We start from the raw sequence: 12,932 nt of genomic DNA on the forward strand, positions 1-12,932 counted from the left end.
CAGAAAGCCTAAACCCTGCCCTTAGGGCAAGGTCAATAATTGGCCCCCGAAAAAGACTCAAAAAGTGCAGCCGGAACGTGCCCGCGGCAAATTAATCGAAAACCTGAGAGCAACTGTGCTAACGTCATTAACAATATCCATTGAAGAGAACGACTATGAAGCAAAGCATCAAGATCCTGCTGTTGACGGGACTCCTTGGCTTCTCCTCCACCAGTTTTGCCCTGAGCGAATCCGAAGCGGAAGATCTGGCCGATCTTACGGCGGTTTTCGTCTATCTGAAAAATGATTGCGGCTATCAGGATTTACCGGACGCGCAGATTCGTAAAGCGCTGGTCTTTTTTGCTCAGCAGAACCGCTGGGATCTCAGTAACTACAGCAATTACAACATGAAGGCGCTGGGTGAAGATAGCTATCGCGATCTCAGCGGCATTGCCATCACCAACGACAAAAAATGTAAGTCACTGGCCCGGGATTCGCTAAGCCTGCTGGCCTACGTCAGGTAACGATTCTGCCCTCTGCTGCCGGACATTGACCGTGCAACCACGGTCAGTGTTAGCTATCATGTGCCGCCCATCTTCATGGCGATGTCATCAGAGGAGAGCACCATGGCCCACAATGAAACGTGGTATGAAACCCTTCATGCCGGTTTTGGCCAGTATTTCACGGTAGATAAAGAGTTGTACCGTGAGAAGACTGCGCATCAGGATTTAATCATTTTCGAAAATGCCGCGATGGGCCGTGTTATGGCGCTGGACGGCGTGGTGCAGACCACCGAACGAGACGAATTTATCTACCATGAAATGATGACCCACGTTCCGCTGCTGGCGCACGGTGCGGCGAAGAGCGTTCTGATCATCGGCGGCGGTGATGGCGCAATGCTGCGTGAGGTGTCACGTCATCCGGAGGTCGAAAAGATTACCATGGTAGAGATCGATGCGGGCGTGGTCACCTTTTGTCGCCAGTATCTGCCGAATCACAGCGCAGGCGCCTATGACGATCCGCGCTTTACGCTGGTGATTGATGACGGGGTTAACTTCGTTAACCAGACGCAGGACACGTTCGATATCATCATTTCCGACTGCACCGATCCGATTGGTCCGGGCGAGAGTCTGTTTACTTCAGAATTTTATGCCGGTTGCAAAGCGGCCCTTAATGAAAATGGCATCTTTGTCGCGCAGAATGGCGTCTGCTTTCTGCAGCAGGATGAGGCCGTTAACAGCCATCGCAAGCTGGGGCATTACTTTACGGATGTCAGCTTCTATCAGGCGGCGATTCCGACCTACTATGGCGGCATCATGACCTTTGCCTGGGCGAGTGATAATCCGGCGCTGCGCCAGCCTGATATTGCGACCCTGCAGGCGCGTTTCGGGACTGCTGGCCTGACCTGCCGATACTACACGCCAGCAATCCATACCGGCAGCTTTGCCCTGCCGCAATATCTGTTGAATGCGTTATCTGCCGCGGGCTGATAGTGCATTTCTAAGGGGGTGACCGAAATTGCAAAAGCTAAAACTACACGGCTTCAACAACCTGACGAAAAGCCTGAGTTTTTGTATTTACGATATCTGCTATGCGAATACTGAAGCTGAACGCGATGGTTACATCGCCTACATTGACGAACAATATAACGCTAACCGCCTGACAGAAATCCTGACGGAGACCTGCTCAATCATCGGGGCTAACGTGCTTAACATTGCGCGCCAGGATTATGAACCGCAGGGGGCCAGCGTCACGATTCTGGTGAGCGAAGAGCCGATCGATCCCAAAGATATCGACAATTCCGAGCATCCAGGCCCGCTGCCAAACTCGGTGGTGGCGCATCTCGACAAAAGCCATATCTGCGTGCATACCTATCCGGAGAGCCACCCGGAAGGCGGGCTGTGCACTTTCCGTGCGGACATTGAAGTCTCAACCTGCGGCGTGATTTCACCGCTTAAGGCGCTGAACTACCTGATCCACCAGCTGGAGTCAGACATTGTCACCGTCGATTACCGGGTGCGCGGTTTCACTCGTGACGTGAAAGGGATGAAGCACTTTATCGATCACGAGATCACTTCGATTCAGAATTTTATGTCTGACGATATGAAAGCGATGTATGACATGGTGGATGTGAATGTCTATCAGGAAAACATCTTCCATACCAAGATGTTGCTGAAAGAGTTCGACCTTAAACACTATTTGTTTAATACCCGCCCGGAAGACCTCAGCCCGCAGGAGCATAAGCGCATTACTGACCTGTTGTGGAAAGAGATGCGTGAGATCTATTACGGCAGAAATATTCCCTCTATGGGTCTGAAGACACTCTGATTACCCGACGCGCAGCGTTACAATCCGTGACGTGCGCGTCTTCCCCCCCGCCCACTTTTTTCACAGTACGGCGACTACCGGAATTCTCTGTTCGAAAACAATCATTATCCGCCTCGGGAATGTTATGTTCTGCGCTGGATGCTTGCCTCTCATACACCTTCAGGCAGAAAAAATGGCAAGTATTAACAGCATTGATTTTGATGCCGTTCCAGATGCCATTTTCCTTTCCACTCAGGCTATTCAGCGTGTTATCGACAGCGGCGCAGAGGGCGATACCGTGCAGGTTCCCGCAGGCCGCCCCACTGGGGGAGTGGGTGCTTAACGCCAGCGCACGCTTATGGTAACGGCATGTTGCCGTTGCAGAACAGATGGCGAATCATTTTGCCCGCCGGATGAGTGCTGCTGGCAGGATCGTACTGCAAGGACGCCGCACGACAGGTGGGGCCGCAGTCAGTATGTGGACCACCAAATCGGCGATGATCGGCAGGCAGGGTACGAAGCTGGGCACCGTTCGGCATTACGGCCAATATTGTGGCGCCAGGTGCCCCCGAAATACCGATGTTGCAACCGCCGGGCCGGGCCAGTTCACCGCCTCGTCTGCCACCAATGGGTCGCTATATTCAGCTGCAGGAAGTAGCCGGACGGGTGAATTTCCTGCTCTCCCCAGCGGCTGTGGCGATGACCGGCCAGCAACTGGTGATGTGCGGCGGTGCATCGCTGAGTCAATGAACAGGCTGGGCAGCTCAGGTCGCCGGGCTTTTACTGCCTTACTGGTTTGCCGTACTGGTTCACAAACTGGCGGTAGGCGGCAATCACCAGCTGAAAATCTTCGATGCCGCAGAATGAGAGGCTTTCTTCGTCATAGTAATTCATCCCCTCTTCCATGCCGTCATCTTCCAGTGCCAGCAGATTAGCGCGAATCATCACCTCTTCCTCATCCAGCAGAATGGTGTACTCGCTGCCGATGCGCTGCCACTGCCGCACGCTACCTTTGACATCCTCTATTGCGGCTTCAACTTCATCCAGTAAGCCCGGATCGTTCTTCACTTCTTCGTTGAACCAGTGGCCGACCGCTTCATGATCCATCGACATGCGAACCTTAATCTGTCCGGTCACATCGCGTAAAAATTCGTATTCCATCGCCCGTCCTCTCAACGTCGTCGCGTCATCAAATGAGTGTCAGTGCTGCCTGAGTGGATAAGTTTGACACGTCGCGCATTATTGCAGGCTGTCTGGCGAAATCCAGCATTTGATCGTCTCTCTACCCAGCGCTGAGACGTAAAAAAGGGGCGAATCATCGCCCCTTTCTGTTGTTGCTGACAGGAGAATAGTCAGACCGCGGTCTGGAAAATCACGCCATCAGCTTTGTCGGTGTACTGCGTTAACTGGTCGAAGTTGAGATAGCGATAGGTGTCATTGGCCGTTTTATCGACCTGCGCCATAAATTGCTGATACTCATCCGGCGTTGGCAGCCGGCCTAGCAGAGAGGCAACAGCAGCCAGTTCTGCAGACGCCAGATAAACGTTAGCGCCGGTACCCAGACGGTTCGGGAAGTTACGGGTCGAGGTGGAAACCACCGTCGAACCATCTGCTACACGTGCCTGGTTACCCATGCAGAGTGAACAACCTGGAATCTCAATGCGCGCGCCGCTTTTACCGAAAACGCTGTAGTAGCCCTCTTCGGTCAACTGCGCCGCATCCATCTTGGTTGGCGGCGCTACCCACAGACGGGTAGGCAACTGGCCTTTGTGGCTATCGAGCAGTTTACCGGCGGCACGGAAGTGACCAATGTTGGTCATGCACGAGCCGATGAACACTTCGTCGATCTTCTCGCCCTGAACGTCAGAGAGCAGACGTGCATCATCCGGATCGTTTGGTGCACAGAGGATCGGCTCTTTAATCTCGGCCAGATCGATTTCGATCACGGCGGCATATTCAGCATCGGCATCCGGCTCAAGCAACTGAGGATCGGCCAGCCATTTCTCCATACCTTCAATGCGACGCTCCAGCGTACGACGATCGCCGTAGCCTTCTGCGATCATCCACTTCAGCAGCACAATGTTAGAGCTGAGGTATTCGATAATTGGCGCTTTATCCAGCTTGATGGTACAGCCCGCAGCGGAACGTTCAGCTGATGCATCGGACAGCTCAAACGCCTGCTCGACTTTCAGATCCGGCAGACCTTCAATCTCCAGGATTCGGCCGGAGAAGATATTTTTCTTACCTTTCTTCTCAACGGTCAGCAGGCCCTGTTTGATGGCATACAGCGGAATAGCGTGAACCAGATCGCGCAGAGTAATGCCTGGCTCCATCTTACCTTTGAAGCGCACCAGTACCGATTCCGGCATGTCGAGCGGCATAACGCCCGTCGCTGCGGCAAACGCCACCAGACCTGAACCCGCCGGGAAAGAGATGCCGATAGGGAAACGAGTATGCGAGTCACCACCGGTACCTACGGTATCCGGCAGCAGCATGCGGTTCAGCCAGCTGTGGATAATACCATCACCCGGACGCAGCGACACACCGCCACGGTTCATGATGAAGTCCGGCAACGTGTGGTGCGTGTTCACATCAACCGGCTTAGGATAAGCGGCGGTATGACAGAAAGACTGCATGACCAGATCGGTCGAGAAGCCCAGGCAAGCCAGATCTTTCAGCTCGTCACGGGTCATCGGGCCGGTGGTATCCTGCGAGCCAACCGAGGTCATCTTAGGTTCGCAATAGGCTCCCGGACGAACACCGGTAACGCCACAGGCGCGGCCAACCATTTTCTGCGCCAGCGAGAAGCCACGGGTGCTCTCCGCAACATCTTTCGCCTGACGGAATACGGTGCTGTGTGGCAGACCCAGCGATTCACGCGCTTTAGTGGTCAGGCCGCGGCCGATGATCAGCGGAATACGGCCACCGGCGCGCACTTCGTCAATCAGCACTTCGGTTTTGAGTTCGAAACTGGCCAGCAGTTCATGGGTTTCGTGGTTGCGCACTTCACCTTTGAACGGATAGATGTCGATCACATCTCCCATGTTCAGGTCGTTGACGTCAACTTCAATCGGCAGTGCGCCCGCATCTTCCATGGTGTTGAAGAAGATGGGTGCAATTTTGCTGCCCAGCACCACGCCGCCGCCTTTTTTATTTGGCACGTTCGGGATGTCGTCGCCCATAAACCACAGCACTGAGTTGGTGGCAGACTTACGTGAAGAACCCGTTCCGACCACATCTCCCACATACGCTAGGGGGAAACCTTTGGTCTTCAGTGCTTCGATCTGTTTGATCGGGCCGATATTGCCCGCTTCATCCGGCTCAATGCCTTCGCGGGCATTTTTCAGCATCGCCAGGGCGTGCAGAGGAATATCTGGACGTGACCAGGCATCCGGGGCCGGAGAGAGGTCGTCGGTGTTGGTTTCACCCGTGACTTTGAACACCGTTACGGTGATCTTCTCAGCCAGTTCAGGCCGTGACAGATACCATTCCGCCTCTGCCCAGGATTGCATCACCTGTTTCGCGTATTCATTACCCGCTTTCGCTTTCTCCTCGACATCATAGAAGTTGTCGAACATCAGCAGCGTGTGTGAAAGGGCTTTCGCAGCGCCAGGAGCCAATTTGCTATCGTCCAGCGCTTCAATCAGCGGATGAATGTTGTAACCACCCTGCATAGTGCCGAGCAGTTCAACCGCTTTTTCAGGAGATATCAGAGGAGAGGTTGCTTCGCCTTTGGCGACAGCCGCCAGGAAACCGGCTTTGACATACGCCGCTTCATCGACGCCAGGTGGGACTCGGTTGACCAATAAATCGGTCAAAAATTCTTCTTCACCCGCAGGTGGATTTTTCAGCAGTTCAACCAGCGCGGCCATCTGGGAAGCCTCTAAAGGCTTAGGTACAATTCCCTGGGCAGCACGCTCGGCAACGTGCTTACGGTATTCTTCTAGCACGACGTTATCCTCGCTCTCATTATGTAGGGCTTTCCGACCACCTTGCTCACTTATGGAGAACACACTTCCCTTTCTCGTCCAGGTTGAGGTGCCCGGTTTCGCGGAGGGCAGAATAGCAGGATTTCGTCTGTTTGTTAATCTGTTTACAAAAATACAACATAATCGACTGTGCGGCTTCTACCCGTATATTTCCCCGCATCAGCCCGCTGACTTAGCTGAAACGGTCAGTTTGCCGCGTAGCGGATTCCGTAGAAATAACGGCATGATAACGTCATCTTTGCAGCGGTTTTAGATAAGTGATTCAGTGAAATAGATAACGGGCAGGAATAGAAGTCGAAGTACGTCTGGTTTACAGCAGAGGTGAGTTCGTCACCCTATCCATACCAGGCCGAAAATCTGCCTGGTGCTCTTTATGCTGAAGATGATTACAGCGTGGTTTTCATTTCCCGCAGGGATTCTGGCCAGTCACCCGACCAGACGTAGTGATCTTTCAGAATCCGCGCGCTGTAGTCGAGACAGATTTTCACTGGCAGGTTGGGATAAATTCGCTCCATTTCCTGCACCAGCTCTTCGCTGTCGTTGACCTTATGCAGCGTCTTAATGAAATCTTTGATATAGGTGCGGGTAAAGCCTATCGCCGACGGGCTAAGGGTTGGCGTGGTTCGCGAGTGCCCGGGAATCAGCACTTTCGGCTCCAGCGCGTCGAGCGTATCCAGACTTTCCATCCATTTCGCCATACGCTCCGGCGTACGCATATCGGCAATCCAGACGTGTGCGTCAGCGAAGACCACATCTGAGGCAATCAGCGTTTTGGTCGAGGGGATCCAAAGCGGTGTGACCCGGATACAATCGCCGCTGAGACCGCTCAGAATTTTAATCTGCTGCCCTTCCAGCCAGATTGTGTCCTCCTCCAGTTCAGTAATCGGAAAGGTAGTGCGGGCACCATTCTCTTTTAATACCTGCTTACCCCAGTAATCAATTTTGAAGTCGAAGGCATCATTAACGTCCTGGGCGACCTGCTTATAAGAGAAAATTTCGGCATCCGGAAAGACGGATTTAATCACTTCAAGACCCAGAAAATGATCGGGGTGCAAATGCGTAATAAAAATGCGTTTCAGGTCGAGACCAGTTTCGATAATTTCCGCGACTAACCGATGGGCATTCGCCAGCGTAAACTGGGCATCAACTAACATCGCCTCTTTCTCGCCCATGATGAGGGTGGAACTGACACCGAAACCGTCATGCTGGTCACTACTGATAAAAACCTTCGTCGATAAATCCATTTTTCGTCCTCGCAAGTTACGCGTCAGAAGCTACAAGACAGAAACTGCTATTCAGAAGAGGTCGTCATGACCTCTTCTGTACATGTTTAATTTTTCAGATTTTCCGGAAAATTGGCGGGCAACTGGTCAGGCGGACAGTCGATCACGCTTTCGTTATTTTCACCCACATCACGGATTACGGTCAGCGTCGCGAACTCATCAATCACTTCGGTTGGATAAGCCGGGCCCGCTTCGCGGAATTTTGCCATCTCTTCCAGATAATCATTCTGGAAGCAGACGGTTTTTTCCGGATTGTTCATTACCCAGCGTGGGAAGAAGATAGTGCCATGGAAAATTTTATCAGCCAGATTAACGGCCAGGCTGACATCGGTACCGGTTGGTTCAGTCCAGGAGACTTTATAAACATCCTGCGCCAGGCGAACGACATAGACGTGCTGATTTTTAACCCAGCGATTACCGACCATGCCACTGTGAATGCGATAGTCGATGGTACTGGCATTTTTAATGTAGAGCTCGTAGTTCCAGCCGTTGTCATAGGTGTAAACCAGATGTTTGCCGACAATGCCAGACAGGTCATGTTTATCAAAAGTGATCATGATTAATTCCTCATTTATTTTCCTTGAGAAGATTATTGCGCGTTACAAAATCGATTAATAACGCTATTTTTAGAACTAAATCATCCAATTTTTAGATGAGTATTCATGTACAAAACAACACTTGAACAGTGGTATCTGCTCGACGCAGTGGTAAATGAGGGAAGTTTTGCGCTGGCAGCGGAGAAGAACAATCGCAGCCAGTCCTCACTGAGCTATCAGCTCAGCCTGTTACAACAGCGGCTGGGTTTGACCCTGTTAGAACAGGAAGGCCGCCGTGCCATCCTCAGCGCGGAAGGACATCAGTTGCTCGCTCAGGTTCGTCCGCTGCTGGAGGGATTCGGCGCGCTTGAGGCTCAGGCCAATGCACTGCAGCGCGGCGAGCGTTCGCGCATCGATTTGATGGTCGATGCGACGCTGCCCAAACCTTTGCTGTTTGATGTGCTCCAGACCTTTCAGCAGCGCTATCCACATGTGCGCATCTGGTTCAGCGAAATCGTCCGAAGCGAAACGCCTGACAGACTGGCGGAGCATCAGGCGGATCTCTGGCTGGTGGCGCAGTATGGCGATACGCCCGTAGCAGGCGAAAGTCTGATGAGTGTCGATTTTATTGCCGTCGCTCATCGCGACCACCCTCTACACCGCGAAACCGCCCCGCTTAATGCTGCCACACTGGCACGCTGGCCCTGCATTACTATTCTGGATCGTCAGCAACAGCAGCAGTCAGAGGTTAATGGCGATCAGGCGGAGAACTGGTCCTTCACGACGCTGTCGGCAGCAATTGAAGCGGTCCAGCATGGGTTAGGTTATGGCTGGCTGCCGGAACAGAACATCGCCGCGCTCCTGGAGAGCGGTGAACTTCGGCCCCTGCCACTGCTGCAGGGCCGCCGACGCAGTAGTTCGCTGGTGATGCATATGAACGAAGAAAGACTGCCCGGCAACAGCGCCATTGCTGCACTGGCGCAGATGTTTGTTGAGCGGGTGGCGCAGAGAGCAGTGCGTGACTGAGTGAAAGATTTGCAGGGGTTTGTGTAGGACAGGCCGGGTATTGAAAACAATATCGGCGGCGAACTGCGGGTGTGTTCCCCAGTGTACAGGACAATGACGTAATCATACTTTGGGAATTGAGTCACATCGGTTTACCCCCTCTCACACAGGGAATATTTTACGCTATCACGCTGATTACAATGCATTTTTACGCCCGATGATTTCACCGGATTTTACACCCTGAATGAACTGCAATGCACACTGAGTCTACAGCACAAAATCCAGGCGAAAAAAAAGCCCCCGAAATGGGAGCTTTTTTCTTTAGTAGCAGAAACTTATTTCTTCTTCGCTTTCGCGTTAGGCAGATCGGTGATGCTGCCTTCGAAGATTTCTGCCGCCAGACCGACTGATTCATGCAGGGTCGGGTGAGCATGGATGGTCAGCGCAATATCTTCCGCATCACAACCCATCTCAATGGCCAGACCGATTTCGCCTAACAGCTCGCCGCCGTTAGTACCGACAATCGCGCCACCAATAATCCGGTGGGTCTCTTTGTCGAAAATCAGTTTGGTCATACCGTCTGCACAATCAGAAGCGATAGCACGGCCTGAGGCTGCCCACGGGAAGGTGGAGGTCTCATAGCTGATGCCCTTCTCTTTCGCTTCTTTCTCGGTCAGGCCAACCCAGGCAACTTCAGGCTCAGTATAAGCAATAGAAGGAATGACTTTAGGATCGAAGTAGTGCTTCAGACCAGAGATCACTTCAGCCGCCACGTGGCCTTCATGCACGCCTTTGTGCGCCAGCATTGGCTGACCGACGATGTCGCCGATAGCATAGATGTGTGGCACGTTGGTGCGCATCTGTTTGTCGACGCGGATGAAGCCGCGATCGTCCACTTCCACGCCCGCTTTACCGGCATCCAGACCTTTACCGTTCGGCACACGACCGATGGCCACCAGCACCGCATCATAACGCTGCGCTTCGCCTGGTGCTTTTTTACCTTCCATGGAAACGTAAATGCCATCGTCTTTCGCTTCAACGGCAGTCACTTTAGTTTCCAGTATCAGGTTAAATTTCTTGCTGATTTTTTTGGTAAAGACTTTTACCACGTCTTTATCCGCAGCCGGGATAACCTGGTCGAACATCTCAACCACATCGATCTCTGAACCCAGCGCATGATAAACCGTCGCCATTTCCAGACCGATGATGCCGCCACCCATAACCAGCAAGCGCTTCGGCACTTCTTTCAGCTCCAGTGCATCGGTAGAATCCCAGACGCGTGGATCTTCATGTGGAATGAAGGGCAGTTCGATTGGACGTGAACCCGCAGCGATGATGGCGTTATCGAAGTTGATGGTGGTTGCGCCGCCTTCTCCTTCAACCACCAGGGTATTAGCACCCGTGAATTTGCCGAGGCCATTAACGACAGTGACTTTACGGCCTTTTGCCATACCTGACAGGCCGCCAGTTAACTGGTTGATGACCTTCTCTTTCCAGCTGCGAATCTTGTTGATATCAGTAGAAGGCTGGCCAAACACAATGCCGTGCTCTTCAAGGGCTTTCGCCTCTTCAATCACTTTAGCAACGTGCAGCAGCGCTTTAGATGGGATACAACCGACGTTCAGACAAACACCGCCCAGGGTGCTATAACGTTCTACCAGTACGGTTTCCAGACCTAAATCCGCACAACGGAAGGCTGCAGAGTAACCTGCAGGACCTGCCCCAAGTACCACGACCTGGGTTTTAATCTCTGTACTCATCATGACCTCTTAATTGATATCCGGCGGGTCAGACGTTCTTATAATGCCCTTGTTCCACCGGGACTTTCACCGCAAGAGTTTACAGAATTGTTAACAAACTGCCAACCGCGGCGCGACGAATCGTTAAAGGAAGGCCGGCATCCGCCGGCCTTCTTTACATTTACATAACTAAACGACGAATGTCGGACAGCATATTGCCGATAATGGTGATGAATCGCGCACCATCAGCACCGTCGATCACGCGGTGGTCGAAGGAGAGAGAAATCGGCATCATCAGACGCGGCGTAAACTCTTTTCCGTTCCACACCGGCTCCATCGCCGATTTAGAGACACCCAGGATAGCCACTTCCGGCGCGTTAACGATCGGCGCAAAGTGTGTGGTACCCAGGCCACCCAGGCTGGAGATGGTGAAGCATCCGCCCTGCATGTCGCCCGCGGTCAGCTTACCGTCACGCGCTTTCTTCGAAATCGCCATCAGTTCACGCGACAGCTCGGTGATGCCTTTTTTGTTCACGTCTTTAAAGACCGGAACGACCAGACCATTTGGCGTATCAACCGCCACACCGATGTTGATATATTTTTTCAGCGTCAGTTTCTGCGCATCTTCAGACAGCGAACTGTTGAAGCGAGGCATCTGCTCAAGCGCCGCCGCGACCGCTTTCATGATGAACACCACCGGGGTGTACTTCACATCCAGCTTACGCTTCTCTGCTTCAGTATTCTGCTGCTTACGGAAGGCTTCCAGATCGGTGATATCGGTTTTGTCGAAATGCGTAACGTGCGGGATCATTACCCAGTTACGGCTCAGGTTTGCGCCAGAAATTTTCTGGATGCGGCCCAGTTCGACTTCTTCGATTTCGCCAAACTTACTGAAATCAACTTTCGGCCATGGCAGCATGCCAGGCAGACCGCCACCACTTGCCGCAACTGGCGCCGCTTCAGCGCGTTTCACCGCGTCTTTCACGTAAGTCTGAACGTCTTCTTTCAGAATACGACCTTTACGGCCAGTGCCTTTGACTTTCGCCAGGTTAACACCAAACTCGCGCGCCAGGCGACGAATCACCGGAGTAGCGTGAACGTAAGCAGCGTTCTCTGCGAACTCACCTTTGCTCTCTGCTTTGGCGGCTGGTGCCGCGGCTGCTGGCTTAGCATCAGATTTCGCAGCCGGTGCCGGTGCAGCTTCCTGTTTCGCTGCCGCAGGGGCGGCCGGAGCAGCACCTTCGACGTCGAACACCATGATCAGTGATCCGGTGCTGATTTTATCGCCCGTCGCGACTTTCAGCGCTTTGACGGTACCCGCAAATGGCGCTGGCACTTCCATTGAGGCTTTGTCGCCTTCAACCACAATCAGTGACTGCTCAGCTTCAACTTTGTCGCCAACCTTGACCAGGATCTCGGTGACTTCAACTTCATCACCCCCGATATCCGGCACGTTAACGTCTTTGGCGCCTGCAGCCGCGGCAGGTGCCGTTGCCGCGTCTTCTTTCACTTCTGGCTTCGCATCAGGGGCAGGTGCTGCGCCTTCTGCTTCAAAAACCATGATGGCTGAACCGGTGCTGACTTTGTCGCCGGTCGCAATGGTGATCTCTTTGACCACACCCGCGAACGGTGCCGGGACTTCCATAGAGGCTTTGTCGCCTTCAACCACAATCAGTGACTGTTCGGCTTCGACTTTGTCGCCAACCTTCACCAGAATCTCCGTGACTTCAACTTCGTCACCACCGATATCCGGAACAGCGACTTCTTTGCTGGCAGTCGCAGCAGCAGCGGCTGGCGCAGGCGCCGCGTCCGCTTTTTTCTCTGCAGCGGGGGCCGGTGCTGCTTCAGCAGCACCTTCGGCATCAAACACCATGATCAGCGAGCCGGTCTCAACTTTGTCACCGGTGGAGATTTTGATCTCTTTGACTACGCCAGCCTGCGGCGACGGCACTTCCATTGAGGCTTTGTCGCCTTCCACGGTGATCAGCGACTGCTCGGCTTCCACCTTGTCGCCAACTTTCACCAGAATCTCGGTGACTTCAACTTCGTCAGACCCGATATCCGGTACCTTAATTTCGATAGCCATTACTCTAT

General features: G+C 53.1%; 10 protein-coding genes and 1 pseudogene. 5 read left to right on the forward strand and 6 right to left on the reverse strand.

Features of this window, described 5'->3' with window-relative positions:
• Nucleotides 1-155: 155 nt before the first annotated feature.
• The 4 genes and pseudogenes from WFO64_RS16265 to WFO64_RS16285 all read left to right on the forward strand — a co-directional run bounded on the left by WFO64_RS16265 (nucleotide 156) and on the right by WFO64_RS16285 (nucleotide 3,036).
• A complete protein-coding gene (locus tag WFO64_RS16265) occupies nucleotides 156-503 on the forward strand; it encodes a YacC family pilotin-like protein (protein ID WP_150010759.1) in 348 nt (115 codons plus the stop codon).
• Nucleotides 504-605: 102 nt separating this feature from the next.
• Nucleotides 606-1,469, forward strand: coding sequence for a polyamine aminopropyltransferase (speE, locus tag WFO64_RS16270; protein ID WP_337013108.1), 864 nt, complete (start codon nucleotides 606-608; stop codon nucleotides 1,467-1,469).
• A 28-nt stretch (nucleotides 1,470-1,497) separates the two neighbouring features.
• Nucleotides 1,498-2,307, forward strand: coding sequence for an adenosylmethionine decarboxylase (gene speD, locus WFO64_RS16275; RefSeq protein WP_337013109.1), 810 nt, complete (start codon nucleotides 1,498-1,500; stop codon nucleotides 2,305-2,307).
• Nucleotides 2,308-2,426: 119 nt separating this feature from the next.
• A pseudogene (locus WFO64_RS16285) lies at nucleotides 2,427-3,036 on the forward strand (SDR family oxidoreductase).
• A 30-nt stretch (nucleotides 3,037-3,066) separates the two neighbouring features.
• On the opposite strand, the gene yacL reads toward WFO64_RS16285, so the two are convergent.
• The 4 genes from yacL to WFO64_RS16305 form a co-directional block, all read right to left on the reverse strand.
• Nucleotides 3,067-3,447 carry a protein YacL gene (gene yacL, locus WFO64_RS16290; RefSeq protein WP_337013111.1) on the reverse strand — a complete coding sequence of 127 codons (381 nt, stop codon included), beginning with the start codon at nucleotides 3,445-3,447 and terminating at the stop codon, nucleotides 3,067-3,069.
• Between the two features lie 191 nt (nucleotides 3,448-3,638).
• A complete protein-coding gene (gene acnB / locus WFO64_RS16295; protein WP_337013112.1) occupies nucleotides 3,639-6,236 on the reverse strand; it encodes a bifunctional aconitate hydratase 2/2-methylisocitrate dehydratase in 2,598 nt (865 codons plus the stop codon).
• Nucleotides 6,237-6,661: 425 nt separating this feature from the next.
• A complete protein-coding gene (locus tag WFO64_RS16300) occupies nucleotides 6,662-7,519 on the reverse strand; it encodes an MBL fold metallo-hydrolase (RefSeq protein ID WP_337013113.1) in 858 nt (285 codons plus the stop codon).
• Between the two features lie 86 nt (nucleotides 7,520-7,605).
• Nucleotides 7,606-8,115: a phenolic acid decarboxylase gene (locus tag WFO64_RS16305; RefSeq protein ID WP_337013114.1), complete on the reverse strand. Its 510-nt coding sequence runs from the start codon at nucleotides 8,113-8,115 to the stop codon at nucleotides 7,606-7,608.
• A 105-nt stretch (nucleotides 8,116-8,220) separates the two neighbouring features.
• On the opposite strand from WFO64_RS16305, the gene WFO64_RS16310 reads away from it, so the two are divergent.
• The gene (locus WFO64_RS16310; RefSeq protein ID WP_337013115.1) at nucleotides 8,221-9,120 is read left to right on the forward strand and encodes a LysR family transcriptional regulator; all 900 of its coding nucleotides are present in this window, start codon (nucleotides 8,221-8,223) and stop codon (nucleotides 9,118-9,120) included.
• 314 nt (nucleotides 9,121-9,434) lie between these two features.
• Here WFO64_RS16310 and lpdA read toward each other — a convergent pair whose 3' ends face one another.
• On the reverse strand, nucleotides 9,435-10,859 hold the full coding sequence (lpdA, locus tag WFO64_RS16315) for a dihydrolipoyl dehydrogenase (protein ID WP_061063670.1): 1,425 nt from the start codon (nucleotides 10,857-10,859) through the stop codon (nucleotides 9,435-9,437).
• A 160-nt stretch (nucleotides 10,860-11,019) separates the two neighbouring features.
• Nucleotides 11,020-12,924, reverse strand: a complete 1,905-nt coding sequence (gene aceF, locus WFO64_RS16320) for a pyruvate dehydrogenase complex dihydrolipoyllysine-residue acetyltransferase (RefSeq protein WP_337013116.1) — start codon at nucleotides 12,922-12,924, stop codon at nucleotides 11,020-11,022.
• Nucleotides 12,925-12,932 lie beyond the last annotated feature (8 nt).

Source organism: Pantoea sp. AS142, assembly GCF_037152305.1.
Taxonomy (GTDB): domain Bacteria; phylum Pseudomonadota; class Gammaproteobacteria; order Enterobacterales; family Enterobacteriaceae; genus Pantoea.

Bases quoted from the DNA above. Each gene is read 5' to 3' on its own strand.
- WFO64_RS16300 (WP_337013113.1), bottom strand. From the start codon at position 7,519: ATGGATTTATCGACGAAGGTTTTTATCAGTAGTGACCAGCATGACGGT.
- speE (WP_337013108.1), top strand. From the start codon at position 606: ATGGCCCACAATGAAACGTGGTATGAAACCCTTCATGCCGGTTTTGGC.
- WFO64_RS16265 (WP_150010759.1), top strand. From the start codon at position 156: ATGAAGCAAAGCATCAAGATCCTGCTGTTGACGGGACTCCTTGGCTTC.
- WFO64_RS16310 (WP_337013115.1), top strand. From the start codon at position 8,221: ATGTACAAAACAACACTTGAACAGTGGTATCTGCTCGACGCAGTGGTA.
- yacL (WP_337013111.1), bottom strand. From the start codon at position 3,447: ATGGAATACGAATTTTTACGCGATGTGACCGGACAGATTAAGGTTCGC.
- WFO64_RS16305 (WP_337013114.1), bottom strand. From the start codon at position 8,115: ATGATCACTTTTGATAAACATGACCTGTCTGGCATTGTCGGCAAACAT.
- lpdA (WP_061063670.1), bottom strand. From the start codon at position 10,859: ATGAGTACAGAGATTAAAACCCAGGTCGTGGTACTTGGGGCAGGTCCT.
- aceF (WP_337013116.1), bottom strand. From the start codon at position 12,924: ATGGCTATCGAAATTAAGGTACCGGATATCGGGTCTGACGAAGTTGAA.